Source organism: Pseudomonas laurylsulfatiphila, assembly GCF_002934665.1.
In the GTDB taxonomy this organism is placed as follows: domain Bacteria; phylum Pseudomonadota; class Gammaproteobacteria; order Pseudomonadales; family Pseudomonadaceae; genus Aquipseudomonas; species Aquipseudomonas laurylsulfatiphila.
In genome coordinates this window covers 86816-113227 of the sequence record NZ_NIRS01000007.1, presented here as the reverse complement: position 1 = coordinate 113227, position 26412 = coordinate 86816, and the positions used below count along the sequence as shown (strand labels likewise).

Here is a 26412-nt window from a genome sequence, read left to right as displayed (position 1 = left end):
GCGCCTAATTACTCGAACCAGTGGGCTCGGGCGGCCATGATCAACTTGCCGGCACGATCATCGTCAATGCCGTCGATGTCGAGCAGGTCGTCAATAGACTGCTCGGCCAGGTCTTCGCGGGTAACTACGCCGCGCACCGCCAGTTCCATCGCCAAATCCTTGTCCATACCCTCAAGCGAGAGCAGGTCTTCGGCCGGATGGGCGTCTGCCAGCTTTTCCTCAGTAGCGATGGCTTTGGTCAACAAGCGATCCTTGGCACGAGCGCGAAGCTCGTTGACGATTTCCTCGTCAAAGCCGTCGATGTTGAGCATTTCTTCCAGCGGTACGTAGGCAATCTCTTCCAGGCTGGTGAAGCCTTCATCTACCAGCACCTGAGCCAGTTCTTCGTCGACTTCCAGCTCGTCGATGAAGTTGCGCAGGATGTCGCCGGTTTCTGCTTGCTGCTTAGCCTGGATGTCCGATTCGGTCATCACGTTCAGGGTCCAGCCAGTCAACTGGCTGGCCAGACGCACGTTCTGACCACCGCGACCAATGGCCTGAGCCAGATTGTCTGCGCCAACGGCGATGTCCATTGCGTGGGCATCTTCGTCAACGATAATTGCCGCAACCTCGGCCGGGGACATGGCGTTGATCACGAACTGAGCCGGGTTGTCGTCCCACAGAACGATGTCAACACGCTCACCACCCAACTCACCCGACACTGCCTGGACGCGCGAACCGCGCATACCGATGCAAGCGCCTTGCGGGTCGATGCGTTTGTCCTTGGAGCGGACGGCGATCTTGGCGCGGGATCCCGGATCACGGGACGCAGCCATCACTTCGATCAGGCCTTCGGCAATTTCCGGCACTTCGATGCGGAACAACTCGATCAGCATTTCCGGCGCGGTACGCGACAGGATCAGCTGCGGGCCGCGGTTCTCGGTGCGGATTTCCTTGAGCAGCGCACGCAGACGCACGCCAACCCGGAAAGTTTCGCGAGAAATGATGTCTTCACGGGCCAGCAACGCTTCAGCGTTGTTGCCCAGATCAACGATCACGTTGTCGCGGGTGACTTTTTTCACGGTGCCGGAGATGATTTCACCCAGGCGCTCGCGATAAGCGTCAACAACCTGAGCGCGCTCGGCTTCGCGAACTTTCTGCACGATGACTTGCTTGGCAGTCTGTGCAGCAATGCGGCCGAATTCGATGGACTCGATTTTCTCTTCGACAACGTCACCGACCTTGGCGCCAGGATGCGTTTCAGCAACCTTGCTCGGCCAGGTTTCGATGGCCGGATCGTCCAGGTCTGCCTCTTCGACGACCGTCCAGCGACGGAAAGTCTCGTAGGCACCCGTGTGGCGGTTGATTTCCACACGCAGATCAACTTCGTCTTCGAAACGCTTTTTGGTCGCAGTGGCCAGGGCCAGCTCCAGCGCTTCAAAAATCACGTTTGCCGGTACACCCTTTTCGTTGGATACCGACTCAACAACCAGCAGTACTTCTTTGCTCATCGTACGCCTCGCCTTTCGCAAGCCATTGGATCCGCGGGATCCGCAGTATCTGGCACGCCTCAGTCAAAACTGGGAATAATGTTGGCCTTGTCGATCATATCGATCGGCAACAGGAACTCATGGTCTTCTACCTGCACCACGACATCCTGTTCTTCTACGCCGCGCAGAAGGCCCTGAAAGTTGCGTCGTCCTTCAAAAGGCGAGCGCAGCTTGATCTTCACTTGTTCACCGGCAAATTTTGCAAACTGCTCAAGAGTGAACAGAGGGCGTTCCATGCCAGGCGAGGAAACTTCAAGGGTGTATTCAACGGAAATTGGATCTTCAACGTCCAACACACCGCTGATCTGACGGCTGACGATGGCACAATCGTCCACCAGCACGCCGCCTTCTTTATCGATATAAACGCGCAACATCGAGTGACGACCCTGAGCCGAAAACTCGATACCCCAGCATTCATAGCCTAGGGCCACGACCACCGGGGCCAGCAAGGCCTGCAACTCTTCTAGCTTGCTCGACACCTGAACCCCCTAGTGCATGTATGTGCATGCTATGCAAAATAAAAAAATGGGCGAAACGCCCATCCTTGAAACGCCGTCGAACAGCGGCGTAGAAAGTGTCCAGCTAACAAAAAGCCCCTTAAAAGGGGCTCCTTAAACTGGTTGCGGGGGCCGGATTTGAACCGACGACCTTCGGGTTATGAGCCCGACGAGCTACCAGACTGCTCCACCCCGCGACAAAGCTGGGGCGGAAGTATACGACCGATCCCCTACAGGGTCAATGTAACCTTCCACCTGCAAGAAAGCCCGCAACAGCGGGCTCTCCTGACTAATTGGTACCGAGAAGGGGACTCGAACCCCTACACCCTATGGGCACAACCACCTCAAGGTTGCGTGTCTACCAATTCCACCACCTCGGCAATACTACGTTTGAAACCCTTCTTACTTCTGCTTTTGAGCTGGAGGTACGTCAGTCGCTGGAGTAGCCGACTTTTGCTCTTGAAGCACCGGGACATCATCAGAAGCCGGTTGTTGCTTTGGAACTTCCAGTACCGCTGGATTTGGGAGACCTACTTGAGTCAGCTGGTGAGCCTTCTCTTTAGCAAAGTAACCTAACCCCAAGCTGGTTATGAAGAAACCTGCGGCAAGTATAGCAGTAAACTTACTAAGAAAGGTAGAGGAACCTTGGCTTCCGAACACAGTATTTGAAGCACCTGCTCCGAAAGACGCGCCAGCGTCCGCACCTTTACCCTGCTGCAGCAAAACCAGAGCTACTACGCCCAATGCACCCAGCAGATGAAAAACGACTACGACTGTTTCCAGCATTTTTTCAGTTTCCCGCGGCGCGACAAATCGCACCGAACTCATCTGCATTCAGGGAAGCCCCACCAATGAGGCCCCCATCGATATCCGGCATGCCGAACAGTTCGACCGCATTGGCCGCCTTCACGCTGCCGCCGTATAGAAGCCGCACACCTTGTGCGACTTCAGAATTCTCTGCCGCCAACTGGGCGCGAATGGCTGCATGCACATCCTGCGCCTGTTGTGGCGTTGCAGTCAGCCCGGTGCCAATGGCCCAGACCGGCTCGTAAGCGATCACTGCCTTGGCAAAGGCACCGACACCCAGCTCCTCAATGATACTGCCCAGCTGACGCGAGACAACCTCAAGAGTCTTTCCGGCTTCACGCTGCTCAAGGGTTTCCCCTATGCACAACACCGGAATCAAGCCACATGCCTGTGCCGCTGCGAACTTGCGGATCAGCATTCCGTCCTGCTCGCCCATGATCTGGCGGCGTTCGGAGTGCCCGACAAGCACCAGGGAACAACCTGCATCCACCAACTGACTCGGTGCAACTTCACCGGTCAACGCACCTTGCCCGGACTCCACTGCAGAATTCTGCGCGCCGACCGAAATCGACTTTCCTTTCAAGCCATCAATCACTTGATTGATATGCAGGAAAGGCGGGAATACCGCGACATCAACACCGCTCGGCAAGGCCAAGTCACGAAGGCCGTTGATCAGCTCAGCGACGCTGGCGCGGGTACCGTGCATCTTCCAGTTACCAGCTACCATAGGGCGACGCATGCTGTACCTCGTCGGTCAAAGTGGGCGCAGATGTTACCCAACACAATCAAGGCTGGCAAGCCGAATTCAGGCAGAAACTTCAGTAACCAGTTTTGCCAGCTCTTCGGCATAGGCGCGAACCAGGGTTTCGTCTTCGCCTTCGACCATCACACGCACCAACGGCTCGGTTCCGGACTTGCGCAACAGCACACGCCCCCGACCTGCCATGGCCTTGGTCACACGCTCGCTGGCTTCCTTGACCGATGGATGATCGAGAGGGCTTGCGCCGCCGCCGAAACGCACATTGATCAACACCTGAGGGCACTTGCGCAGCGCCTGTCGGGATTGCGCCAGGCCTTCGTCACGCCTGCTCAGCGCCATCAACACCTGCAGCGCCGCAATAATTGCATCACCCGTAGTGGTGTGGCTGAAGCACACGATGTGCCCGGAATTTTCACCACCCACGATCCAGTTGCGCTCCAGTAGCTCGGCAATGACGTAGCGGTCACCGACATTGGCACGCACGAATGGAATACCCAGATCAGCCAGGGCCAGCTCCAGCCCCAGGTTACTCATCAAGGTTCCGACCACGCCGCCCTGCAGCTTGTTGCGCTCATGCAGGTCACGGGCAATGATGAACAGCAACTCGTCGCCATCGACCACCGCCCCCGTGTGGTCGACCATCTGAACGCGATCGCCGTCACCATCGAAGGCGATACCCAGATCGGCATGCTCAGCCACGACGGCAGCCTGCAGCGGACCCATGTGGGTCGAACCGCAATTGTCGTTGATGTTCAATCCGTTCGGCTGCGCCGACAGCACGACGACTTCCGCGCCCAGCTCACGGAAGACACTCGGCGCCACTTTATAAGTCGCACCGTGAGCGCAGTCGATCACGATCTTCATGCCGGTGAAGCTGGTGCCGGTGGGCACACTGCTCTTGCAGAACTCGATGTAGCGTCCCGATGCGTCATTGATTCGCGACACCTTGCCGATCTTGCTCGATTCCACCACGGTCATTGGCGTATCGAGCAATTCTTCGATCATCAGCTCAACCTCATCCGGAAGCTTGGTGCCTTTGCCGGAGAAGAACTTGATGCCATTGTCATCATGGGGATTGTGCGACGCACTGATCACGATGCCGGCCTCGGCATGAAAGGTGCGCGTCAGGTAGGCAATCGCCGGGGTCGGCATTGGACCCAGGAGCATTACATCGGCACCTGCGGAAGTGAGCCCCGCCTCAAGTGCAGACTCGAACATGTAGCCGGAGATCCGGGTGTCCTTGCCTACCAATACCTTGCAGGCGCCCATCTTGCGGAACGCCATGCCGGCAGCCCAGCCGAGCTTGAGCATGAAATCAGGAGTAATCGGGTATTCACCGACACGCCCACGAATACCATCGGTACCAAAATATTTTTTGCTCATAAGTGCTCCATCATTCTTATTCGGCTGATTCCACTGCGGCGATCATCCGCACCACATCCACTGTTTCGGCTACATCATGGACGCGCAATATACGCGCACCTTTCGCCGAAGCCAGCGCCGCGAGCGCCAAACCACCATACAGCCGGTCTCCCACCGGACGATTCAATGCCTGGCCAATCATGCTCTTTCGCGAGACCCCGACCAACAGGGGCCGCCCCAGGGCATGCAGGGCTTCCATATGTTTGAACAAACTCAGATTGTGCTGCAAGGTCTTGGCGAAACCAAAGCCGGGGTCAAGAATGATCCGCTCCGCTGGAATACCCACCAACGAACACTGAACCATGCGCTCGGCGAGAAACTCACCGACTTCCCTTGTAACGTTCTGATACTGCGGATTGTCCTGCATATCGCCTGGCTCGCCCAGCATATGCATCAGACAAACCGGCAGACCGGTGGCCGCCGCGGCATCCAGCGCACCATCGCGACGCAACGAACGCACGTCATTGATCAACCCGGCACCCAGACGCGCCGTTTCACGCATGACGGCTGGCGTCGAGGTGTCGACCGAGATGATGACGTCCAGCTCGCGTGCAATGCGCTCGACAATCGGCGCTACGCGCTCCAGCTCCTCCAGCGGCGACACCGCCCTGGCACCAGGACGAGTAGATTCGCCACCGACATCGATCAGCGTCGCGCCGGCCGCCACCATGGCTTCGGCGTGGCGCATGGCCGCGTCGAGCTGGCTGTATTGGCCACCATCGGAGAACGAATCTGGAGTGACATTGAGGATACCCATGACATGCGTCTGGGCCAAATCAAGAACCCGGTTGCCGCAAGGCAACCGGGTCGAGGACTGAACAGAAGTCATTTCAAACCTTATACGTCAGCAGCAGGACCGCCGATCGGTGTTTCCGGACGCTCATCCTGTACCACCGGCGGGGTGCCGGAAGTACCCGTGCCACCCGACCAGTCCCGCGGCTCGCGAGGCGTACGACCCGCCATGATGTCGTCGATCTGCTCGGCATCGATGGTTTCGTACTTCATCAAGGCATCAGCCATGGCATCGAGCTTGTCACGGTTGTCGGTGAGGATCTGCTTCGCCGTGCCGTAGCACTGATCGATGATGCTGCGCACTTCGGAGTCGATCAGCTTGGCTGTCTCACCGGAGAAGCTTGCACTTTGACCGCCACCGCCGCGACCGAGGAACACTTCACCCTCTTCTTCGGCATACATCAACGGACCGAGTTTTTCCGAAAGACCCCACTTGGTCACCATGTTTCGCGCAATCTGGCTGGCACGCATGATGTCGTTGGATGCACCGGTGGTCACGCCATCGAAGCCCAGGGTCATTTCTTCAGCGATACGACCGCCATACAACGAGCAGATCTGGCTGATCAATGCACGCTTGGACAGGCTGTAACGATCCTCTTCCGGCAGGAACATGGTGACACCCAACGCGCGACCGCGCGGGATGATCGACACCTTGTACACCGGATCATGCTCAGGCACGACGCGCCCCACAATGGCGTGACCCGCTTCGTGATAAGCCGTGTTCTGCTTTTCTTTCTCGGACATGACCATGGACTTGCGCTCGGCGCCCATCATGATCTTGTCTTTCGCCAGTTCGAATTCTTTCATTTCGACGATGCGCTTGCCGGCACGGGCAGCGAACAACGACGCCTCGTTCACCAGGTTGGCCAGATCGGCACCGGAGAAGCCTGGGGTACCACGAGCGATCACGGCCGGAGCAACGTCGTCACCCATTGGCACTTTGCGCATGTGAACCTTGAGAATCTGTTCGCGGCCACGAATATCCGGCAGACCGACCACAACCTGACGGTCGAAACGGCCTGGACGCAGCAACGCAGGGTCCAGCACGTCAGGACGGTTGGTCGCGGCAATCACGATGATGCCGTCATTCATTTCGAAGCCGTCCATCTCGACCAGCAGCTGGTTGAGCGTCTGCTCGCGTTCGTCGTGACCACCTCCCATGCCAGCGCCACGATGGCGACCGACCGCATCGATTTCGTCGATGAAGATGATGCATGGAGCGTGTTTCTTGGCCTGTTCGAACATGTCGCGAACACGGCTGGCACCCACACCGACGAACATCTCGACGAAGTCGGAGCCGGAAATGGTGAAGAAAGGTACTTTGGCTTCGCCGGCGATAGCCTTGGCCAGCAGGGTTTTACCGGTACCCGGAGGACCGACCATCAGCACACCGCGAGGAATGCGGCCACCCAGGCGCTGGAACTTGCCCGGATCGCGCAGGAACTCGACCAGCTCACCGACTTCTTCCTTGGCTTCGTCGCAACCGGCAACGTCAGCCAGGGTGGTTTTCACCTGATCCTCGGAGAGCAGGCGTGCCTTGCTCTTGCCAAAGCTCATCGGCCCGCCCTTACCACCGGCACCGCCCTGCATCTGCCGCATGAAGAACATGAACACGGCGATGATCACCAGGATCGGGAAGCTGGCGACCAGGAGTTGGGTCCAGATGCTTTGCTGCTCAGGCTGCTTGCCTTCGACCACGACGTGGTTGTCCACCAGGTCGCCGATCAGGCCGTTGTCCTGGATCGCCGGGCGAATGGTCTTGAAGCTGTCGCCGTCGTTGCGCTTGCCGGTAATCACGTAGCCATCAACCGCCACGCGCTCGACCTTGCCATCCTTGACCTGCTGGATGAAGTCGGAATAGTTGAGGGTCTGCGGCTCGTTAGGGCTGGAGAAGTTGTTCATCACCGTCACCAGGACAGCCGCGATGATCAACCACAGGATCAGATTCTTTGCCATATCGTTCAATTAACTACCCTCTGAAGCAAGCTCCGCTACTGGCGCGCGCTTCGCATGATATTCACCGGCCTAACTTACTACATTACCTACAACTTGGCAGGCGCCGTCTGTAACCCTTTGTGAAACACTTCCTACACAATATTCGCTAATTCTGACAAGGCGTAATACAAAAATCCTATCACCCCGATCGAAAATTCACTCATTCCTCACTGCGACCGCGGAAACCGCGGCCCAGCAGGTACTGCTCGCGAGAACGGTCGCGCGACGAGGTCGGCTTGCGCATCTGCACCTTCTCGAACTGCTGGCGAACGCTCTTGTGGAATTCGTCGAAACCTTCGCCCTGGAAGATCTTGATCAAAAAATCACCACCGGGCTTGAGCACCCGCGTCGACAGATCCAGTGCCAATTCGCACAGGAACATCGCGCGCGGCATATCAACGGCCGGCAATCCACTCATATTGGGGGCCATGTCGGAAATCACAAGGTCTACTTCTTTATTTCCGACGGCGTCGAGGATCTGGGCCAGCACGGCATCCTCGGTAAAGTCGCCTTGAATAAAGGTGACGTCGGGGATGCTGTCCATTTCAAGAATGTCAGAAGCGATCAGTGTGCCCTGCCCGCCAATCAGACGACTGGTCACCTGCGACCAGCCACCCGGAGCCGCACCCAGGTCGATTACGCTCATGCCAGGGCGGATCAAACGGTCCTTTTCCTGGATCTCCAGCAGTTTGTAGCTGGCGCGGGAACGGTACCCGTCTTTCTGTGCCATTTTGACGAATGGGTCGTTGAAATGTTCTTGCAGCCACTTAAGGCTTGTCTTGGAACGGGCCACGGGATACCTCGGAATTAAAACGGGTCGTGATTAACTGGGCGGTCCCGGACTCGCTCGGGTAAACTGGCCGCCGCTTTTTACAAGATCAGACGCAGGGGTCAGATTATGCCGCTCACTCAAGAGCAGAAGAAACAGTACAAATCCATTGGCCACCATCTGAAACCGGTTTTGATTGTGGCAGACAATGGTTTGACTGAAGGTGTGTTAGCCGAACTCGAACGCGCTTTGGCGGATCACGAGCTGATCAAGATCAAGCTCAACATCCTCGATCGCGAATCGCGCCTGGCGTCCATTGCAGAGCTCTGCAAGGTCGGCAAAGCGGATCTGGTTCAGGTCATCGGCAAGATGGCGCTGATCTACCGCAAGAACTTCAGCGTCAACAAGCAGTTGTCGAACGTCCATCGCTTCAAGTGATGGCAAGGGTCAAGGGTGTGCCTGGCGCACCCTGCCACTCCACCCCGGCACCGGCTGCAACACCAGCACCAACCCGGAAAAGCCCAGAACAAGATAGCTGAACGCCTGCCAACGCAGCGCATCCGGCCACCCGAAGCGCACCACGAAGTACATCGCGCACGCATACAGTGCCATCAACAGCAGTTGTCCGCGTATATCCCGCCATAGACTGACGAGGCCCTCGGCCTTAATCAGCACCAAAGCCTGAAAAATCAAACACGCCGTAGCCAATCCCACTACCAACGTATTGAACGTGCCTGCAATTTCGTCGATCAGCAGCGGCGCCAGGCCAATTCGGCCCAGCACCGGCAACAGACCAACTTGTAACAGCCACAAGCCACCGACCCACAACATCTGGGTCAGTTGCCAAAGCATGGCGCCCGCACGAAACGGGCGCCGGCCTTCAGACGTGACGAACTTCGACAATCTCGTACTCGATAACACCGCCAGGCGTTTTCACAGCGACCACATCCCCCTCTTCCTTGGCAATCAAGGCGCGAGCGATCGGCGAACCGACGGAAATCTTGCCGAGCTTGATGTCAGCCTCGTCCTCACCAACGATCTGGTAAGTCACGCTTTCATCGGTTTCGACGTTGGCGATTTCGACGGTGGTGCCGAAAATCACCTTGCCGGTGTGAGGAATGGTCGTCACATCGATGATCACCGCGTTCTGCATGCGGCCTTCGATGTCACGGATCCGCGCCTCGACCATACCCTGCTGCTCGCGGGCAGCGTGGTATTCGGCGTTTTCCTTCAAGTCACCCAACTCGCGGGCCGTACCGATGTCCTGGCTAAGCTTCGGACGAACGACCTTGGTCAGGTGAGTGTGCTCTTCTTCCAGGGCGCGAGCGCCCTGAACGGTCATTGGGTACTTCGTTATGCTCATGCCTTCAATCCTGCGTGTAGATCCTGCAAGCGGCGCACGGTCTTCTCGGGACCGAACTTCAGCGCTTCGCAGATGGCTTCGCCAGCAGCAATGGTGGTGGTGCAGTAAATCTTGTGCTGCAGGGCATTACGACGAATGGAGTACGAATCAGCGATCGACTGACGACCTTCGGTGGTGTTGATGATCAGCGTGACTTCGTCATTCTTGATCATGTCGACCACGTGCGGACGACCCTCGGTCACCTTGTTCACACGGCGCACTTTCAGGCCAGCAGCCTCGATCAGCTTGGCAGTCCCGGCAGTGGCAACCACTTCGAAGCCCAAGTTGATCAGATCACGGGCCACGCCCGCAACCAGCGGCTTGTCGTCGTCACGTACGCTGATGAACGCAGTACCGCCGGTCGGCAACACTTCGCTGGCACCCATCTGGGCCTTGGCGAACGCTTCACCGAAGGTGTCGCCCACGCCCATCACCTCACCGGTCGACTTCATCTCTGGGCCGAGGATCGGGTCAACGCCAGGGAATTTGGCGAACGGGAACACCGCCTCTTTCACACTGTAGAAGTTCGGGATGATTTCCTTGGTGAAACCCAGTTCTTTCAGGGTTTTACCGGCCATCACGCGCGCTGCGATCATCGCCAGGGAAACACCGATGCACTTGGACACGAACGGTACGGTACGGGAAGCACGCGGGTTGACTTCGATGACGTAGATGTCTTCGCCTTGCAGCGCCAACTGCACGTTCATCAGGCCGACCACGCCCAGTTCCAGGGCCATTTTCTTGACCTGTTCGCGCATCTCGTCTTGGATGTGCGCCGGCAGCGAGTACGGCGGCAACGAGCACGCGGAGTCACCGGAGTGAACGCCGGCCTGCTCGATGTGCTGCATGATCGCACCGATTACCACGTCTTTGCCGTCGCAGACCGCATCCACGTCCATCTCGATGGCGCAGTTGAGGAAGTGGTCCAGCAGCACCGGGCTGTCGTTGGACACTTGAACCGCTTCGCGCAGGTAGCGCTTGAGTTCTTCTTCTTCGTAGACGATTTCCATCGCACGTCCGCCCAGTACGTAGGACGGGCGCACCACCAGCGGGTAACCGATCTTGGCGGCGGCACGAATGGCTTCGTCTTCGCTGCGCACGGTGGCGTTTGGCGGCTGACGCAGGTTCAGGCGCTGGACCATTTGCTGGAAGCGCTCACGGTCTTCGGCACGGTCGATGGCGTCCGGGCTGGTGCCGATGATCGGTACGCCGGCAGCTTCCAGGGCGCGGGCCAGTTTCAGCGGGGTCTGGCCGCCGTACTGGACGATCACGCCTTTCGGCTTCTCGACGCGAACGATTTCCAGCACGTCTTCCAGGGTCACTGGCTCGAAGTACAGGCGATCGGAGGTGTCGTAGTCGGTGGAAACGGTTTCCGGGTTGCAGTTGACCATGATGGTCTCGTAACCGTCATCGCGCAGGGCCAGTGCCGCGTGTACGCAGCAGTAGTCGAACTCGATGCCCTGGCCGATACGGTTCGGACCGCCACCCAGGATCATGATCTTGTCGCGACCCGATGGAGCGGCTTCGCACTCTTCTTCGTACGTCGAGTACAGGTATGCGGTGTCGGTGGCGAACTCGGCAGCGCAAGTGTCGACGCGCTTGTAGACCGGGAAGATTTCCAGCTTGTGACGGTGAGCACGCAGAGCCTTCTCGGTCACACCCAGCAGCTTGGCCAGGCGCATATCGGAGAAGCCCTTGCGCTTGAGGCGGAACATCAGGTCACGGTCGATGCTGGTCAGACCCAGGGTCTTGACCTTCTCTTCGTCCTTGATCAGGTCTTCCATCTGCACCAGGAACCAAGGGTCGATCATGGTCATGCCGAAGATGTCTTCAACGGTCATGCCGGCGCGCATGGCGTCCGCCACGTACCAGATACGCTCGGCGCCCGGCACGGTCAGCTCGCGCTTGAGCACGCTCATGCTTTCCGGGTTGCTCAGGTCAACCTTCTCGTCCAGGCCGCAAACACCGACTTCCAGGCCGCGCAGGGCTTTCTGCAGGGATTCCTGGAAGGTACGACCGATGGCCATGACTTCACCGACCGACTTCATTTGCGTGGTCAGGCGCGCGTCAGCCTTGGAGAACTTCTCGAAGGCGAAACGTGGCAGCTTGGTCACGACGTAGTCGATGGACGGCTCGAAGGACGCCGGGGTCTTGCCGCCGGTGATGTCGTTCGACAGCTCGTCGAGGGTGTAGCCCACGGCCAGCTTGGCCGCGACCTTGGCGATCGGGAAGCCGGTGGCTTTCGAAGCCAGCGCTGAGGAACGGGATACGCGCGGGTTCATTTCGATCACGACCATGCGGCCGGTGTTCGGGCAGATACCGAACTGAACGTTGGAACCACCGGTTTCCACGCCGATCTCGCGCAGCACCGCCAGGGAGGCGTTACGCAGGATCTGGTATTCCTTGTCGGTCAGGGTCTGTGCCGGAGCCACGGTGATCGAGTCACCGGTGTGCACGCCCATCGGGTCGAAGTTTTCGATGGAGCAGACGATGATGCAGTTGTCCTTCTTATCGCGGACAACCTCCATCTCGTACTCTTTCCAGCCGATCAGCGATTCGTCGATCAGCAGCTCTTTGGTCGGCGACAGGTCCAGACCACGGGCGCAGATTTCTTCGAACTCTTCACGGTTGTAAGCGATACCGCCACCGGTGCCGCCCATGGTGAAGGACGGACGGATGATGCACGGGAAGCCGAGCTTCTCGAGGACCGCGTTGGCCTCTTCCATGCTGTGGGCGATACCGGAACGCGGGCACGCCAGGCCGATGGACTTCATCGCCTTGTCGAAACGCGAACGGTCTTCAGCCTTGTCGATGGTGTCGGCGTTGGCACCGATCATCTCTACGCCGAACTTCTCCAGAACGCCTTCGCGCTCCAGGTCCAGGGCGCAGTTCAGGGCGGTCTGGCCACCCATGGTCGGCAGCAGCGCGTCCGGACGTTCTTTCTCGATGATCTTGGCAACGGTCTGCCACTTGATCGGCTCGATGTAGGTGGCGTCGGCCATGGCCGGGTCGGTCATGATGGTGGCCGGGTTGGAGTTCACCAGGATGACGCGGTAACCCTCCTCGCGCAGGGCTTTACAGGCCTGGGCGCCGGAGTAGTCGAATTCGCAGGCCTGGCCGATCACGATCGGGCCAGCGCCGAGAATCAGGATGCTTTTAATGTCTGTACGTTTTGGCATGGGTTTGTCACTCAAATCCGCAGGTCAGTCGGCAAGCCGTCTTGTTCAATCTCTGAAGCCTTGAGGGGGCCGCCGGTGCGGGGCCACCCTCAAGCTTTGCTACATCAAGGCGAGCGATCAGCGTCGCTTGGCCATCTCGTTGATGAAGCGATCGAACAATGGCGCTACGTCGTTCGGGCCAGGGCTGGCTTCCGGGTGACCCTGGAAGCTGAAGGCGCTCTTGTCGGTACGCTCGATCCCTTGCAGGGTGCCGTCGAACAGCGATTTGTGGATCGCACGAACGTTGGCTGGCAGGGTGGCTTCGTCTACCGCAAAACCGTGGTTCTGGCTGGTGATCATCACCACACCGGTGTCCAGGTCCTGGACCGGGTGGTTGGCACCGTGGTGACCGTGACCCATTTTCAGGGTCTTGGCACCGGAGGCCAGGGCCAGCAGTTGGTGACCGAGGCAGATACCGAAGACCGGGATCTCGGTTTCCAGCACGTCCTTGATCGCCTGGATCGCGTAGTCGCATGGCTCCGGATCACCAGGGCCGTTGGACAGGAACACGCCGTCCGGCTTCAGCGCCAGCACATCGGCAGCAGGGGTTTGCGCCGGCACTACGGTCACGCGGCAACCGCGCTCGACCAGCATGCGCAGGATGTTCACCTTGACGCCGTAGTCGTAGGCAACAACGTGGTACGGCAGCTCGGAGGCTTCGATGGTCGCGTGGCTGTCGGTTTTCAGATCCCAGACAGTCGAACGCCATTCGTAGCTGTCCTTGGTGCTGACAACCTTCGCCAGATCCATGCCTTTCAGACCAGGAAAACCCTGGGCGGCGGCGATGGCGGCTTCTTCGGAAATATTGTCACCGGCCATGATGCAGCCGTTCTGCGCACCTTTTTCACGCAGGATGCGCGTCAGGCGGCGGGTGTCGATACCGGCGATGGCCACAACATTGTTGGCCTTCAGGTAGTCGGACAGGGACATCGTGTTACGCCAGTTGCTCGCCACCAGTGGCAGGTCACGGATGACCAGGCCAGCGGACCAGACGCGGTTGGACTCGGCGTCTTCAGGCGTGGTGCCGGTGTTGCCGATGTGCGGATAAGTCAGGGTAACGATCTGTTGGGCGTAGGAAGGATCGGTAAGGATTTCCTGATAGCCGGTCATTGCGGTGTTGAACACCACCTCACCAACGGTCTGACCGTCGGCTCCAATGGCTTCGCCGCGAAAAATGCTGCCATCAGCAAGGGCGAGTATGGCTGGCTTAGTCAAGAAGACCTCCCGTAAATAAAGCCTGAAAGGGCGATCGCAGGTTGTAAAAAAGCGGAGTGACGTATGGACACGTCACCCCGCTTCTTCACTGAATTATTCTGCGCGCTTTTAGTGGACACACTAAAGCTGTAGCTTACAGAAAAAGGCCTTTTTGGTCTACCGCCAATGAGCCTTAAAGGCTGGAGAATGCGACAGGACGTCGCTTGGCGGAACAAAACCGGGCTCAAACGCTGTGCGCGAGCCCGATTTCGGGTGCATCTTAACGCAGATCGAGCACGTCTTGCATGTCGTAAAGGCCAGGCTCGCGCCCGTCCAGCCACAATGCAGCACGTACCGCACCCTTGGCGAAGGTCATGCGACTGGACGCCTTGTGGGTGATCTCGACACGCTCACCGTCGGCGGCGAACAGCACGGTGTGATCACCGACGATGTCGCCGGCACGCACAGTGGCGAAACCGATGGTTTCACGATCACGCGCACCGGTCTGGCCTTCACGGCCATACACCGCCACTTTCTTCAGGTCGCGACCCAACGCATCGGCAATCACTTCACCCATGCGCACGGCAGTGCCGGACGGCGCATCGACTTTATGCCGATGGTGAGCCTCGGTGATCTCGATATCGACGTCGTCACCCAGTACGCGAGCAGCCGTGTCGAGCAACTTCAGGCACAGGTTGACCCCGACACTGAAGTTGGCCGCGAAGACAATCGGGATGTCCTTGCCCGCTTCCGCCAGCAACTGCTTTTCTTCAACACTGAAGCCAGTGGTCCCAATGATCATGGCCTTGCCGTGTTTACGGCAGAAAGCCAGGTTCTTCAGGGTCACCGTCGGGTGCGTGAAGTCGATCAGCACGTCGAACTCGTCGACCACCCGGTCCAGATCGCCAGACAGCGGCACGCCGATGCGACCGATAGCCGCCAGTTCACCGGCATCCGCACCGACCAACGAGCTGTCAGGACGATCCACTGCCGCCGTCAACCCGGCGCCTGGCGCCTGCTGCACCGCTTCAATCAGGGTCTTGCCCATGCGCCCGGCGGCGCCCATCACTGCAATACGTCGCATGCCTGTCTCCTTACAAATCGCCGAAGAAGCGTTTCACGCCTTCGAACCAGCCGGTGGTCTTCGGCGAATGACTGTTGTCGTCCGCCAGCGAACTGCGGAATTCCTCGAGCATTTCGCGCTGGCGACGGCTCAGGTTGACCGGCGTCTCGACCGCCACACGGCACATCAAGTCGCCCGCACCACCGCCACGCACAGGCGCGACACCTTTGCCACGCACACGGAACTGCTTGCCGGTCTGGGTCCCCTCGGGGATCTTCAACTTGACCCGGCCATCAAGGGTCGGAATCTCCAGCTCGCCACCCAGCGCCGCATCGACGAAGCTGATCGGCACTTCGCAGAACAGGTGCTTGCCATCACGCTGGAAGATCGAGTGCTCGCGCACGTTGATCACCACGTACAGGTCGCCGGTCGGGCCACCCTGGGCACCCGCCTCGCCTTCGCCGGACAGACGAATGCGGTCACCGGTATCGACGCCGGCCGGCACTTTCACCGACAGGGTCTTGTACTCTTCGACGCGACCTTCGCCGTGGCAGGAGTCGCACGGATCGGAAATGATCTTGCCCTGGCCATGGCAGCGCGGGCAGGTCTGCTGCACCGAGAAGAAGCCTTGCTGCATGCGCACCTGGCCGATACCGCCGCACGTCGGGCAGGTCACCGGCGAAGAACCTCTCTTGGCACCGGAGCCATCGCACGGTTTGCAATTGACCAGCGTCGGGACGCGGATATTCACGGTCGTGCCGCGTACCGCTTCTTCAAGGTCCAGCTCCAGGGTGTAGCGCAAGTCACTGCCGCGCTGAGCGCCGCCACGGGAACCGCCGCGACCGCCACCGAAGAAGTCACTGAAGACGTCGCCAAAGATGTCGGAGAAGTTCTGGCCACCGAAACCGGCACCGCCGCCACCCATGCTCGGGTCGACACCGGCATGGCCGTACTGGTCGTACGCCGCGCGTTTGCTGGAATCGGACAGCACTTCGTAGGCCTCGTTGGCCTCCTTGAACATCTCTTCCGACGCCTTGTCATCGGGATTACGGTCCGGGTGGTGCTTCATCGCCAGGCGACGGTAAGCCTTTTTCAGGTCCGCTTCGCTTGAGCCACGCTCAACACCCAACACTTCGTAATAGTCACGCTTTGCCATAAGTCTTTGCACTCTTGAGGACGTCCGGCAAAACCCTCCTGAGTTTGCCGAACTCGTTGAGCCCCAATACAGGCCCGGACCCAACTCACGTCAATTCAACGATCCTGGTCTTTGTTTCAAAGTGGCACTTTCGGCTCGGAAAGCAGGAGCATTCCCGGCCATGCCAGCAGCATCCGAACTTCGTCGCATACTGTAAAAATTCGCGTATTCCAGATACGCCAACGCGGGAGCAAGCTCCCGCGCGGCGACATCCTACCAGTCACCGCCTAAAGGCAGTCAACCGGCCGACCAACAACTTACTTGTGGTCTTTGACTTCTTCGAACTCGGCATCGACGACGTCATCAGCCTTTTCAGCCGACTCAGCGTGCGGTGCCGCGCCTTCAGCAGGCTGAGCCTGTTCGGCGTACATCTTCTGCGCCACCGGAGCGGAGACTTTCGACAGCTCTTCAACCTTGGCGTCGATAGCAGCCTTGTCGTCGCCTTTGACGGCGGCTTCCAGGGCAACTACGGCAGCTTCGATTGCAGTCTTCTCTTCGGCAGTCACTTTATCGCCGGCATCGGTCACCATTTTGCGCGTCGAGTGAACCAGTGCGTCGCCCTGGTTACGGGCAGCGGCCAGCTCTTCGAACTTGCGGTCTTCCTCGGCGTTCGCCTCGGCATCACGCACCATGCGCTCGATTTCCTCGTCGGACAGACCGGAGTTGGCCTTGATCACGATCGACTGAGTCTTGCCGGTAGCCTTGTCCTTCGCACCTACGTGCAGGATGCCGTTGGCGTCGATGTCGAAGGTTACTTCGATCTGTGGCACACCACGTGGAGCCGGTGGAATGTCGGCCAGGTCGAACTTGCCCAGGGACTTGTTCTGAGCAGCTTGCTTACGCTCGCCCTGCAGCACGTGAATGGTCACGGCGCCCTGGTTGTCGTCGGCAGTCGAGAACACTTGCGATTTCTTGGTAGGAATCGTGGTGTTTTTCTCGATCAGCGCGGTCATCACGCCACCCATGGTTTCGATACCCAGGGTCAGCGGGCTGACGTCGAGCAGCAGAACGTCTTTCACGTCGCCGGCCAGTACCGCGCCCTGGATGGCAGCACCCATGGCAACCGCTTCGTCCGGGTTGACGTCTTTACGCGCTTCTTTGCCGAAGAACTCGGTGACCAGCTTCTGAACCAGTGGCATACGGGTCTGACCGCCCACCAGGATCACGTCGTTGATCGCGCCAACGTCGATACCGGCATCTTTCATTGCGATGCGGCAAGGCTCGATGGTGCGCTGAACCAGGTCTTCCACCAATGCTTCCAGCTTGGCGCGGGAGATCTTCACGTTCAGGTGCTTAGGACCGGTGGCGTCTGCAGTGATGTACGGCAGGTTCACGTCGGTCGACTGGCTCGAGGACAGTTCGATCTTGGCTTTTTCAGCGGCTTCTTTCAGGCGCTGCATCGCCAGCGGGTCACCTTTGAGGTTCATGCCGCTTTCTTTCTTGAATTCGTCGACGAGGTAGTCGATCAGACGAATGTCAAAGTCTTCACCGCCCAGGAACGTGTCACCGTTGGTGGCCAGTACTTCGAACTGGTGCTCGCCATCGACTTCAGCGATCTCGATCACGGAAACGTCGAAAGTACCACCGCCCAGGTCGTAAACGATCACGGTGTGATCGCCCTTCGCCTTGTCCATACCGTAAGCCAGAGCAGCGGCGGTCGGTTCGTTGATGATACGTTTTACGTCCAGACCGGCGATGCGGCCGGCGTCCTTGGTCGCCTGGCGCTGACTGTCGTTGAAGTAGGCCGGAACGGTGATCACCGCTTCAGTCACGGTCTCGCCGAGGTAGTCTTCGGCGGTCTTCTTCATTTTCTTCAGGATTTCAGCCGAGATTTGTGGCGGCGCCATTTTCTGGCCGTTCACTTCAACCCAGGCGTCGCTGTTGTCAGCCTTGACGATCTTGTAAGGGACCATCTGGATGTCTTTCTGCACGACTTCTTCGTCGAAACGACGACCGATCAGACGCTTCACCGCGTACAGGGTGTTGTGCGGATTGGTCACAGCCTGACGCTTGGCCGACTGGCCAACCAGGATTTCGCCATCGTTGGCGTAAGCGATGATCGACGGCGTGGTACGCGCGCCTTCAGCGTTTTCAATAACTTTTGCCTTGCCGTTTTCCAGCACGGAGACGCAGGAGTTGGTAGTCCCCAGGTCGATACCGATAATTTTGCCCATGTTCACTCTCCCGAAACTTTGGATTTGGTTGCCGCAGCAGTGGTGGCTAACTGCGGTAGCACTTAAACGCTTGACTTATAAATGGGGGCCTTGCGGCGGATTTCAAGCCTGCTCGTCAATCGAAGGCGAAACCGGCGCAGGCGCCTTGCTGACCACGACCATCGCCGGGCGCAGCAGGCGACCATTGAGCTGATAGCCCTTCTGGAACACCTTCAGAACGCTGTTCGGCTCGACATCGGCGCTTTCCTGCATGGCCATCGCCTGATGGTGAACGGCGTTGAACGGTTCGCCATGCGGGTCGATCGCTTCAAGCTGATAACGCTTGAGGGTGTCGTGGAACATTTTCAGGGTCAGCTCGATGCCTTCGCGCATCGGACGGATGCTTTCGTCGTCCGGGCTGGACAGCTCCAGGCCGCGCTCCAGGCTGTCGACGATCGGCAGCAGGTCGCCGGCGAATTTTTCCAGCGCGAACTTGTGAGCCTTCTCCACATCCTGCTCGGCGCGACGGCGGACGTTCTGCAGATCGGCGGCTACACGCAAAGCCTGATCCTGAGCGCCTGCCAGTTGCTCTTCGAGCACTTGTACACGAGCCGCCAGGTCTTCACCCGAAGCCTCGGGCGCCTGGTTGGCGTCTGGGTTTTGCGTATCCACTGTCTGTTCGTCAGCCATAGATTTCTCCTTTCAATATCGTCCGCGAGCTCAACTCGCGCTTCTGCCCAGCTATATGGGGCCGCAAAATCCGGCTTCAAGGGGCGCCAATGATTAACCCTACAAAAAACAATCGCATTGTCATGCCAGCTCGCGATATGGGATTCGTCAGACCAATCGAATCGAGCTAACGAGGGGCATTGTCAGCCAGAAACAAAACACTGTATAAATAACCAGACTTAACACCTGGGAGCGGCCCATATGCTGGTGCACCTGTCCGTACACAACTACGCCATCGTTGAACATCTCGATCTCGAACTCGATCGCGGGATGAGCGTGATCACCGGGGAAACCGGCGCGGGCAAGTCGATCATGCTCGACGCGCTGGGCCTGACCCTGGGCGATCGCGCCGACAGCGGCGTGGTCCGCCCCGGCGCCGACAAGGCCGATATCCTGGCCACCTTCGATCTGGCCGACATTCCGGAAGCCAGCGCCTGGCTGGCCGAACGCGACCTCGAAAACGACGGCCCGTGCATCCTGCGCCGGGTGATCACGTCCGAAGGTCGCTCGCGCGGCTACATCAACGGCACGCCCTGTCCGCTCGGTGATCTCAAGGCGCTGGGCGAACTGCTGATCGACATTCACAGCCAGCACGAACACCAATCCCTGCTCAAGACCGACACCCACCGTCGCCTGCTCGATGAATATGCCGGCGCGACGGATCTGGCCCGCCAGGTTCAACTGGCCGCCCAACGCTGGCGCCAGACCCGCCAGGAACTGGAGCGGCTCTCCAACTCCGGCGACGAGCAACGCGCCCGCCATCAGTTGCTCAGCTATCAACTCGAAGAGCTGGAGAACCTTGGCCTCGGTGACAACGAGCTGGAGCAGCTGGAACAGGAACACAAGAACCTGACCAACGCCGAAACCCTGCTGGGCATTTGTCGGCAAGTCGTCGAACAGTGCAGCGAAAGTGATTCCGGAAATGTCCTCAACGCCCTCACCGCCAGCCTCAACCGCCTGTCGAGCGTGAACAGCTCGATCGGTGCCCTGGGCGAAGCCAGCAGTTTGCTGACCAGCGCACAGATCCAGGTTGAAGAGGCCGTGGGCGAACTGAACCGTTTCCTCGACAATTTCGATGCCGATCCATCGCGCCTTCAATACCTCGAAGAACGCCTCGATGCGATCTACACCCTGGCGCGCAAACACCGCATCCAGCCGACTGAAGTGGCCGAGATGCAGCAGAAGCTGCTGGATGAAATCGAGACCCTGAACGCCAACGACGAATCCATCGAGCGCCTGAGCGATGAGCTGTCGTCCTATGCCCGGCACTACCAGGAAAAGGCCCGGGAGCTGAGCGATCTAAGGCATCAAGCCTCGAACAGCCTGGCCAGCGCCGTGGAGCAGGAAATCCAGCGACTGGGCATGCCCGGCGGCCGCTTCACCATTGAACTGCGCCCGAACAGCGGCAACGAACTGCTGCCAAACGGGCTCGAACAGGTAGAACTGCTGGTCAGCGCCAACCCCGGCCAGCCACTGAAGGCCCTGGCGAAAGTGGCGTCCGGCGGCGAACTGTCGCGGATCAGCCTGGCGATTCAGGTGATCACCGCACAGACCTCCCGTATACCGACCCTGGTGTTCGACGAAGTCGACGTCGGCATTGGCGGCCCGACCGCAGAAATCGTCGGCCAGTTGCTGCGCAGGCTCGGCGAACGTGGGCAGGTTCTGACCGTGACCCACTTGCCGCAAGTGGCAGCGCAAGGTCATCAGCATCTATTTGTGCATAAAGTGCGCGGCGAAGATGCCACCCGCACGGCGGTTTCCAAACTGAGCAAAAACGAGCGCGTCGAAGAAGTCGCACGGATGCTGGGCGGCATCGATCTGACCAAGGAGTCCCTGGCGCACGCCAAGAAAATGGTCGTCACTGCAAAAATCTAAAGCGAACCCTGTAGGCGCTGCCGCAGGCTGCGATCTTTTGACTTTGCCCTTTCTAAAAGCACAGATCAAAAGATCGCAGCCTGCGGCAGCTCCTACAGGAACCATGTGCAAACCACCACACCGCAGAAAGCACGAAGGCGACCCTGGGGTCGCCTTCGCTCGTTTCGCGAACGGATGTTCGCGCGACATGCTTACTTTTTCTTGCGCACGTACAGCACCAGATTGTGATCAACCATCTCGAAGCCATACTTGTCGACGATTGCTTTCTGAAGCCGCTCGATTTCTTCGTCGAAGAATTCGATCACTTCGCTGGTTTCGACGTTGACCATATGGTCGTGATGCTTTCCGTCGTCCAGTTCGAAGACCGCATGGCCTCCGTCGAAGTTGTGCCGCACCACAAGGCCAGCTGCCTCGAACTGGGTCAGAACACGGTAAACCGTGGCCAGACCGACGTCCTCACCAGCCTCCATAAGGGCCTTGTAGACATCCTCGGCACTCATGTGGCGTTGCTCGGCGGAATCGAGCATTTGCAGAATTTTGACCCGTGGCAGGGTCACTTTGAGGCCGGCTTTGCGTAGTTCGCTATTTTCAACCATGGTCAGCTTTCTCGCGATGCTGCTTCGCAGCTTCTCTTAATGCGGGTATGATCGGCGTTTACGTTGTCCCAGCCAAGATAGTGGAAGTCGCCCACCGATGCAAAACACCAAGCTCTTGCTAACCAGTTTCACCTTTGTGGGACTGCTCGCACTCGCCGGTTGTTCATTCCCCGGGGTTTACAAAATCGACATCCAGCAGGGCAATGTCGTCACGCAGGACATGATAGACCAGTTACGCCCGGGAATGACCCGCAAGCAAGTACGGTTTATCATGGGCAACCCTCTGCTGACTGACACGTTCCATGCCGATCGCTGGGATTATCTGTACAGCTTGCAACCGGGTGGCGGTGAACGCCAACAGGAACGCATCAGCGTTATCTTCAACCCAAATGATCAGCTTGTCAGCCTCTCTGGCGATTTCATGCCAGGCGTGAGCCGTGACGAAGCTATTCTCGGCAAGGACAGCGGCACGACAGTGGCTGCCCCGGCAGAAAACGTCGAGAAGCCAAAACCGGAAAAGCCGGTCAAGCCAGGTTCGTTGCTGGACCAGATCCAGAAGGACGTCGACGGCGTAGAAACCGTGCCGGTCCCGACGCCGCAACCACTGGACACCTCGCCGCAATAATTTGCGACGCAATAAAAAGCCCGGCATGCCCGGGCTTTTTATTGTCTGGCGTTCAAGCCACTCACTGATTCCGCGCCTTGGCCTCGGCAGCTTTTGCCGCGCGCAGTCGGCGCACCTCTTTCGGGTCGGCCAGCAACGGGCGGTAAATCTCGATACGATCCCCGGCCTGGACTGCCCGACTCTCCGGGTCAGCTACCACCTTGCCGAAGATCCCCACAGGGCAATGGGTCAGATCCAGTTCCGGAAACTCTTCAGCCACGGTCGACCTGAGCAAGGCCGCACGCACGGACGTTCCGACAGGCACAGCCACTGTCAGCAGCACCTGACGGTCTACCGCCGCGTAGACCACTTCGATTTCAATCATGACCTCAACCATGTATCTGCTTGGCGCGCTGGCAGAACGCATCCATCAGGGTGTTGGCGGCCTGATTGAACAGCGGCCCCAAGGTGGCACGAACCAGTGGCCCGGCGTAATCGAACGACAGATCGAGGCTGATCTTGCAGGCTTTGTCGGTCAGCGCCTTGAATACCCAGATGCCATGCAATTGGGTGAAAGGACCCTCTTCGAGGTTCATTTCGATCGACTGCCCGGGAACCAGGGTGTTGCGCGTGACGAAATGCTGGCTGAGGCCGCCCTTGGCCACCCCAACGCTCGCCCGCATATGCTCAGGGGAGCTCTCCAGGACTTCGGCCGACGAGCACCACGGCAGAAACTCCGGGTAGCGCGCCACGTCGTTGACCAGGTCATACAGCGCTTGTGCCGGGTACGGCAGCAAGGCCGAACGCGAAATGTGTGTCGTCATGTCAGCGTCACTTCCACAGCTGGGCGGCAAACACTACGAGGATGCCGATGGGCGCCACATAGCGCATCAAGAACAAGGACAGACCAAACAGCGCAGGGTTGCGGATCGACAACTCGTCGCGCACCGCTTCACGCCCCATGATCCAGCCCGCAAACACCACGAAACACAAACCGCCAAGCGGCAACATGAGTCGCGAGGTGAAGAAATCGATCACGCCAAAGAAGTCGAGACCACCGGTTGCTCCCCATTGGTAGAGGTGGAACATCCCGCCTTCGTTCACGAAGAACTTGGCCTCCTTCCAGATATTGAAGGAGAACACCGTACCCAGGCCGACGAACCAGCAGCTGAAAGCCAGCCAGAAGGTGACCCAGGCACGACTCACTTTAGTGCGCTCGACCAGATAGGCCACCATCGGCTCAAGCAGGGAAATCGCCGAACTCCAGGCAGCGACCGCCACCAGCACAAAGAACACCACCCCCATCAATTGCCCGAACGCCACGTTACCGAAGGCAAACGGCAGGCTGACGAACATAAGCCCCGGCCCTTCGCTCGGGTTCAGACCCGCCGCGAAAACAATCGGAAACAATGCCAGGCCGGCCACCAGGGAAACGAAGGTGTCGAGCAGCGCCACACCAACGACAGTCCCCGATATCGACGAATTCTTCGGCATGTAGGCGCCATAGATCATGATCGAGCCGACGCCGACGCTCAGGGAAAAGAACGCATGCCCCATCGCGGGCAACAAGCCGTCAAGGACCTTTTCCGGGTGGAAGTCGAACATGAAATGCACGCCCTCCATGAAATGGCCGGTGGTCATGCTGTAGCCCAGCAGCACCAGGACCATCACGAACAACAACGGCATCATGATGCGCAGACTGCGCTCAAGCCCGGCGACCACGCCCTTTGCGATCACCACCGCTGACAGCAGCATGAAAATCGTGTGCCAAAGTGTCAGGCGCCAGGGATCGGCAATGACATTGCCGAAGTAAGCCCCGACCTGATCCGCCGTCACACCCTGAAAATCGCCACGCCCCATGTCGATGATGTAATCCAGCGACCAGCCGCCCACCACACTGTAGAACGACAGGATCAGCAGCGCCGTGATCATTCCGGCAAATGCGCCCCAGGACCATTTGCCCGAGTGCCCCGCCTCGACCGCCAGCGTCTTCAAGGCGTTGGCCGGGCTCTGCCGTGCACGCCGGCCGATCAGCGTTTCGGCGAGCATGACCGGCACGCCAATCAGCGCGATGCAGGCCAGGAACATCAGCACGAAGGCACCGCCGCCATAGACGCCGACCATGTACGGGAATTTCCAGATACTACCCAGCCCCACGGCCGAACCGGTCGCGGCGAGTATGAAGACCCAGCGGCTAGCCCAACTGCCGTGGACAGAAACCTTGTCTGTCGACATCGTTATCACGCCCAAGCGTTCAAAAAAGAGGCCGCATTGTCCGGGATTCAATCAACCTGCTCAAGCACGTAGCAACCCCGTAGCCGACTCTGTTGTAACTCCCTATAATGCCGCCCCTATGGCTAAACAGAAGAAACACCCAACAGGGACCATCGCGCAAAATAAAAAGGCGCGACACGATTACTTCATCGAGCACAAGTTCGAGGCTGGTCTGGTCCTGGCCGGCTGGGAAGTAAAAAGTCTGCGGGCAAGCAAGCTGCAACTGGTTGACAGTTATGTCCTGCTCAAGGATGGCGAAGCCTGGCTGCTCGGCAGTCACATCACGCCCCTGACGACCGCCAGCACCCACGTCATCGCCGACCCGGTCCGCAGCCGCAAGCTGCTGCTCAACCGTCGCGAGCTGGACAAGCTGTCCGCTGCGGTGCAGCAAAAGGGTTACGCCTGCGTGTGCCTGTCCTGGTACTGGAGCAAGCACATGGTCAAGTGCGAAATCGCTCTGGGCAAGGGCAAGAAGGAATACGACAAGCGTGATACCGAGCGCGAACGCGACGCAGGTCGCGAGTTGCAGCGTGCGGTGCGCAACAAGGGCAAGGAAGAGTAATTCTTCAGCCTGAGTTTTTTTGTGGCGTCAGCGAAATGATCGCAGCCTGCGGCAGCTCCTACAGGGAATGCATTCCAATGTAGGAGCTGCCGAAGGCTGCGATCTTTTGCTTCAAAAGGTCACATCCCCTTGCGCCGCTCCGCCCGTGCCACGCGCTGCACTTCCTGACGCACTTCTTCCAGCACCTCCTGCACGTACAGAATGTGCCGACTGGAAACTTCCCGCGCCTGCTCCGCCCGCCCTTCGATAATCGCCTGGTACAACTCCCGATGCTGCGTGATCAGCATGTCGCGGGTTTCAGTGCGCTGCTTGTACATGCCTCCGATGTTGGTCACCACGTTGCGCTTGAGCAAGTCGAACAGCCCGCGAATGGTATGCAGCAGCACGGCATTGTGGCTGGCCTCGGCGATCGCCAGGTGAAAGCTTGCGTCCGCGGCCCCCTCTTCGGCACGACTCACCTCTTCGTGACGCGAATAGCAGTCCTGCAACTTGTTGAATGCCGCGGTCAGCCGCTCGCGATCCACATCAGTGGCGCGCAACGCAGCGTAGTAGGCGCAGGACGCTTCCAGCGTATGGCGAAACTCGAGCAGATCGCGCTGCGCCTCGGGGTTGCTTTCCAGCAGATGCAACAAGGGATCACTGAAGGTGGTACCCAGTGATTCCACTACATAGTTGCCGCCGCCCTGGCGACTGACCAGCAGCCCCTTGGCGGTCAGCTTCTGAATGGCTTCACGCAACGAAGGGCGGGACACGCCAAATTGTTCGGCCAACGCGCGCTCGGCCGGCAAGCGCTCTCCAGCCTTCAGCGTGCCCTCGAGGATCATGCCCTCAAGCTGCTCGACAATATCGTCAGACAAACGGCGCTGACGAATCTGATCAAACCCCATAACTCGATTTCTCCACGATCCGACGGCTCGCCGGGGCTCTATTCTGGCCTATCGGCGCCGCGCCAGCACCTGCCACAACGCATTTGGTC

The 26412-nt window shown here is 58.9% G+C and carries 25 protein-coding genes and 2 tRNA genes; 4 read left to right on the top strand and 23 right to left on the bottom strand.

The genetic code is table 11. The features are described from left to right. Nucleotides 1-8: 8 nt before the first annotated feature. The 10 genes from nusA to rlmE all read right to left on the bottom strand — a co-directional run bounded on the left by nusA (nt 9) and on the right by rlmE (nt 8595). A complete protein-coding gene (gene nusA / locus CD175_RS25370; RefSeq protein WP_007973112.1) occupies nt 9-1490 on the bottom strand; it encodes a transcription termination factor NusA in 1482 nt (493 codons plus the stop codon). Nucleotides 1491-1549: 59 nt separating this feature from the next. Continuing rightward, the gene (rimP, locus tag CD175_RS25365; protein WP_007973115.1) at nt 1550-2008 is read right to left on the bottom strand and encodes a ribosome maturation factor RimP; all 459 of its coding nucleotides are present in this window, start codon (nt 2006-2008) and stop codon (nt 1550-1552) included. 138 nt (nt 2009-2146) lie between these two features. Continuing rightward, nucleotides 2147-2223 (bottom strand) — tRNA-Met (locus CD175_RS25360). A gap of 97 nt (nt 2224-2320) precedes the next feature. Then, a tRNA-Leu gene (locus tag CD175_RS25355) sits at nt 2321-2406 on the bottom strand. A 22-nt stretch (nt 2407-2428) separates the two neighbouring features. Then, a complete protein-coding gene (secG, locus tag CD175_RS25350) occupies nt 2429-2812 on the bottom strand; it encodes a preprotein translocase subunit SecG (protein WP_104450890.1) in 384 nt (127 codons plus the stop codon). 4 nt (nt 2813-2816) lie between these two features. Beyond that, nucleotides 2817-3572: a triose-phosphate isomerase gene (tpiA, locus tag CD175_RS25345; protein ID WP_095965943.1), complete on the bottom strand. Its 756-nt coding sequence runs from the start codon at nt 3570-3572 to the stop codon at nt 2817-2819. 66 nt (nt 3573-3638) lie between these two features. Continuing rightward, a complete protein-coding gene (gene glmM / locus CD175_RS25340) occupies nt 3639-4976 on the bottom strand; it encodes a phosphoglucosamine mutase (RefSeq protein WP_104450889.1) in 1338 nt (445 codons plus the stop codon). 16 nt (nt 4977-4992) lie between these two features. Beyond that, a complete protein-coding gene (gene folP / locus CD175_RS25335) occupies nt 4993-5844 on the bottom strand; it encodes a dihydropteroate synthase (RefSeq protein ID WP_102698876.1) in 852 nt (283 codons plus the stop codon). 8 nt (nt 5845-5852) lie between these two features. Next, the gene (gene ftsH, locus CD175_RS25330; protein WP_015093436.1) at nt 5853-7763 is read right to left on the bottom strand and encodes an ATP-dependent zinc metalloprotease FtsH; all 1911 of its coding nucleotides are present in this window, start codon (nt 7761-7763) and stop codon (nt 5853-5855) included. A 199-nt stretch (nt 7764-7962) separates the two neighbouring features. Further along, nucleotides 7963-8595 carry a 23S rRNA (uridine(2552)-2'-O)-methyltransferase RlmE gene (gene rlmE, locus CD175_RS25325; RefSeq protein ID WP_007988685.1) on the bottom strand — a complete coding sequence of 211 codons (633 nt, stop codon included), beginning with the start codon at nt 8593-8595 and terminating at the stop codon, nt 7963-7965. Nucleotides 8596-8700: 105 nt separating this feature from the next. Here rlmE and CD175_RS25320 point away from each other — a divergent pair, with 105 nt between their 5' ends. After that, the gene (locus tag CD175_RS25320; RefSeq protein ID WP_007942889.1) at nt 8701-9009 is read left to right on the top strand and encodes a YhbY family RNA-binding protein; all 309 of its coding nucleotides are present in this window, start codon (nt 8701-8703) and stop codon (nt 9007-9009) included. Between the two features lie 9 nt (nt 9010-9018). Here CD175_RS25320 and CD175_RS25315 read toward each other — a convergent pair whose 3' ends face one another. From CD175_RS25315 to grpE, 8 genes are all read right to left on the bottom strand, one after another. Continuing rightward, nucleotides 9019-9423, bottom strand: coding sequence for an MFS transporter (locus CD175_RS25315; RefSeq protein ID WP_104451051.1), 405 nt, complete (start codon nt 9421-9423; stop codon nt 9019-9021). Between the two features lie 28 nt (nt 9424-9451). Then, entirely contained in the window at nt 9452-9928 is a 477-nt protein-coding gene (gene greA / locus CD175_RS25310) for a transcription elongation factor GreA (RefSeq protein WP_032829443.1), read from the bottom strand. Between the two features lie 2 nt (nt 9929-9930). After that, a complete protein-coding gene (gene carB, locus CD175_RS25305) occupies nt 9931-13152 on the bottom strand; it encodes a carbamoyl-phosphate synthase large subunit (protein ID WP_102698878.1) in 3222 nt (1073 codons plus the stop codon). Nucleotides 13153-13269: 117 nt separating this feature from the next. After that, a complete protein-coding gene (gene carA, locus CD175_RS25300) occupies nt 13270-14406 on the bottom strand; it encodes a glutamine-hydrolyzing carbamoyl-phosphate synthase small subunit (RefSeq protein ID WP_095965946.1) in 1137 nt (378 codons plus the stop codon). 259 nt (nt 14407-14665) lie between these two features. Beyond that, nucleotides 14666-15469 (bottom strand): 4-hydroxy-tetrahydrodipicolinate reductase, encoded by an 804-nt coding sequence (dapB, locus tag CD175_RS25295; protein ID WP_104450888.1) that lies wholly within the window; start codon nt 15467-15469, stop codon nt 14666-14668. Nucleotides 15470-15479: 10 nt separating this feature from the next. Further along, nucleotides 15480-16604 carry a molecular chaperone DnaJ gene (gene dnaJ / locus CD175_RS25290; protein WP_104450887.1) on the bottom strand — a complete coding sequence of 375 codons (1125 nt, stop codon included), beginning with the start codon at nt 16602-16604 and terminating at the stop codon, nt 15480-15482. Between the two features lie 296 nt (nt 16605-16900). Beyond that, complete coding sequence (dnaK, locus tag CD175_RS25285) at nt 16901-18817, bottom strand: molecular chaperone DnaK (RefSeq protein ID WP_104450886.1); 1917 nt, start codon at nt 18815-18817, stop codon at nt 16901-16903. Nucleotides 18818-18919: 102 nt separating this feature from the next. After that, nucleotides 18920-19486, bottom strand: coding sequence for a nucleotide exchange factor GrpE (gene grpE / locus CD175_RS25280; protein WP_007973134.1), 567 nt, complete (start codon nt 19484-19486; stop codon nt 18920-18922). Between the two features lie 240 nt (nt 19487-19726). On the opposite strand from grpE, the gene recN reads away from it, so the two are divergent. Continuing rightward, the gene (recN, locus tag CD175_RS25275) at nt 19727-21400 is read left to right on the top strand and encodes a DNA repair protein RecN (RefSeq protein WP_104450885.1); all 1674 of its coding nucleotides are present in this window, start codon (nt 19727-19729) and stop codon (nt 21398-21400) included. Between the two features lie 191 nt (nt 21401-21591). Here the strand turns inward: recN and fur are convergent, their stop codons facing one another. Beyond that, the gene (gene fur, locus CD175_RS25270) at nt 21592-21996 is read right to left on the bottom strand and encodes a ferric iron uptake transcriptional regulator (RefSeq protein ID WP_003197684.1); all 405 of its coding nucleotides are present in this window, start codon (nt 21994-21996) and stop codon (nt 21592-21594) included. Between the two features lie 97 nt (nt 21997-22093). On the opposite strand from fur, the gene CD175_RS25265 reads away from it, so the two are divergent. After that, nucleotides 22094-22621, top strand: coding sequence for an outer membrane protein assembly factor BamE (locus tag CD175_RS25265; protein ID WP_007973139.1), 528 nt, complete (start codon nt 22094-22096; stop codon nt 22619-22621). Nucleotides 22622-22682: 61 nt separating this feature from the next. Here the strand turns inward: CD175_RS25265 and CD175_RS25260 are convergent, their stop codons facing one another. From CD175_RS25260 to CD175_RS25250, 3 genes are read right to left on the bottom strand one after another with little or no spacing between them, the layout of a single operon-like run. Continuing rightward, nucleotides 22683-22997: an RnfH family protein gene (locus CD175_RS25260; protein ID WP_104450884.1), complete on the bottom strand. Its 315-nt coding sequence runs from the start codon at nt 22995-22997 to the stop codon at nt 22683-22685. Beyond that, the gene (locus CD175_RS25255) at nt 22990-23424 is read right to left on the bottom strand and encodes a type II toxin-antitoxin system RatA family toxin (RefSeq protein WP_104450883.1); all 435 of its coding nucleotides are present in this window, start codon (nt 23422-23424) and stop codon (nt 22990-22992) included. The genes CD175_RS25260 and CD175_RS25255 overlap by 8 nt, the downstream gene beginning before the upstream one ends. Before the next feature lie 7 nt (nt 23425-23431). Then, entirely contained in the window at nt 23432-24835 is a 1404-nt protein-coding gene (locus tag CD175_RS25250) for a sodium-dependent transporter (RefSeq protein WP_104450882.1), read from the bottom strand. Between the two features lie 118 nt (nt 24836-24953). Between CD175_RS25250 and smpB the strand changes: the two genes are divergently transcribed. Further along, entirely contained in the window at nt 24954-25436 is a 483-nt protein-coding gene (smpB, locus tag CD175_RS25245; RefSeq protein ID WP_104450881.1) for an SsrA-binding protein SmpB, read from the top strand. A 119-nt stretch (nt 25437-25555) separates the two neighbouring features. Here smpB and CD175_RS25240 read toward each other — a convergent pair whose 3' ends face one another. Next, complete coding sequence (locus CD175_RS25240) at nt 25556-26323, bottom strand: GntR family transcriptional regulator (protein ID WP_015093426.1); 768 nt, start codon at nt 26321-26323, stop codon at nt 25556-25558. Between the last annotated feature and the right edge of the window lie 89 nt (nt 26324-26412).

Excerpts from the sequence above, each read along its gene's own strand:
- dnaK (WP_104450886.1), bottom strand. The coding sequence starts at position 18,817 with ATGGGCAAAATTATCGGTATCGACCTGGGGACTACCAACTCCTGCGTC.
- tpiA (WP_095965943.1), bottom strand. The coding sequence starts at position 3,572 with ATGCGTCGCCCTATGGTAGCTGGTAACTGGAAGATGCACGGTACCCGC.
- dnaJ (WP_104450887.1), bottom strand. The coding sequence starts at position 16,604 with ATGGCAAAGCGTGACTATTACGAAGTGTTGGGTGTTGAGCGTGGCTCA.
- CD175_RS25250 (WP_104450882.1), bottom strand. The coding sequence starts at position 24,835 with ATGTCGACAGACAAGGTTTCTGTCCACGGCAGTTGGGCTAGCCGCTGG.
- CD175_RS25265 (WP_007973139.1), top strand. The coding sequence starts at position 22,094 with ATGCAAAACACCAAGCTCTTGCTAACCAGTTTCACCTTTGTGGGACTG.
- CD175_RS25240 (WP_015093426.1), bottom strand. The coding sequence starts at position 26,323 with ATGGGGTTTGATCAGATTCGTCAGCGCCGTTTGTCTGACGATATTGTC.
- smpB (WP_104450881.1), top strand. The coding sequence starts at position 24,954 with ATGGCTAAACAGAAGAAACACCCAACAGGGACCATCGCGCAAAATAAA.
- CD175_RS25315 (WP_104451051.1), bottom strand. The coding sequence starts at position 9,423 with ATGCTTTGGCAACTGACCCAGATGTTGTGGGTCGGTGGCTTGTGGCTG.
- CD175_RS25255 (WP_104450883.1), bottom strand. The coding sequence starts at position 23,424 with ATGACGACACACATTTCGCGTTCGGCCTTGCTGCCGTACCCGGCACAA.
- recN (WP_104450885.1), top strand. The coding sequence starts at position 19,727 with ATGCTGGTGCACCTGTCCGTACACAACTACGCCATCGTTGAACATCTC.
- dapB (WP_104450888.1), bottom strand. The coding sequence starts at position 15,469 with ATGCGACGTATTGCAGTGATGGGCGCCGCCGGGCGCATGGGCAAGACC.
- nusA (WP_007973112.1), bottom strand. The coding sequence starts at position 1,490 with ATGAGCAAAGAAGTACTGCTGGTTGTTGAGTCGGTATCCAACGAAAAG.
- glmM (WP_104450889.1), bottom strand. The coding sequence starts at position 4,976 with ATGAGCAAAAAATATTTTGGTACCGATGGTATTCGTGGGCGTGTCGGT.
- folP (WP_102698876.1), bottom strand. The coding sequence starts at position 5,844 with ATGACTTCTGTTCAGTCCTCGACCCGGTTGCCTTGCGGCAACCGGGTT.
- secG (WP_104450890.1), bottom strand. The coding sequence starts at position 2,812 with ATGCTGGAAACAGTCGTAGTCGTTTTTCATCTGCTGGGTGCATTGGGC.
- grpE (WP_007973134.1), bottom strand. The coding sequence starts at position 19,486 with ATGGCTGACGAACAGACAGTGGATACGCAAAACCCAGACGCCAACCAG.
- ftsH (WP_015093436.1), bottom strand. The coding sequence starts at position 7,763 with ATGGCAAAGAATCTGATCCTGTGGTTGATCATCGCGGCTGTCCTGGTG.
- carB (WP_102698878.1), bottom strand. The coding sequence starts at position 13,152 with ATGCCAAAACGTACAGACATTAAAAGCATCCTGATTCTCGGCGCTGGC.
- CD175_RS25260 (WP_104450884.1), bottom strand. The coding sequence starts at position 22,997 with ATGGTTGAGGTCATGATTGAAATCGAAGTGGTCTACGCGGCGGTAGAC.
- CD175_RS25320 (WP_007942889.1), top strand. The coding sequence starts at position 8,701 with ATGCCGCTCACTCAAGAGCAGAAGAAACAGTACAAATCCATTGGCCAC.
- fur (WP_003197684.1), bottom strand. The coding sequence starts at position 21,996 with ATGGTTGAAAATAGCGAACTACGCAAAGCCGGCCTCAAAGTGACCCTG.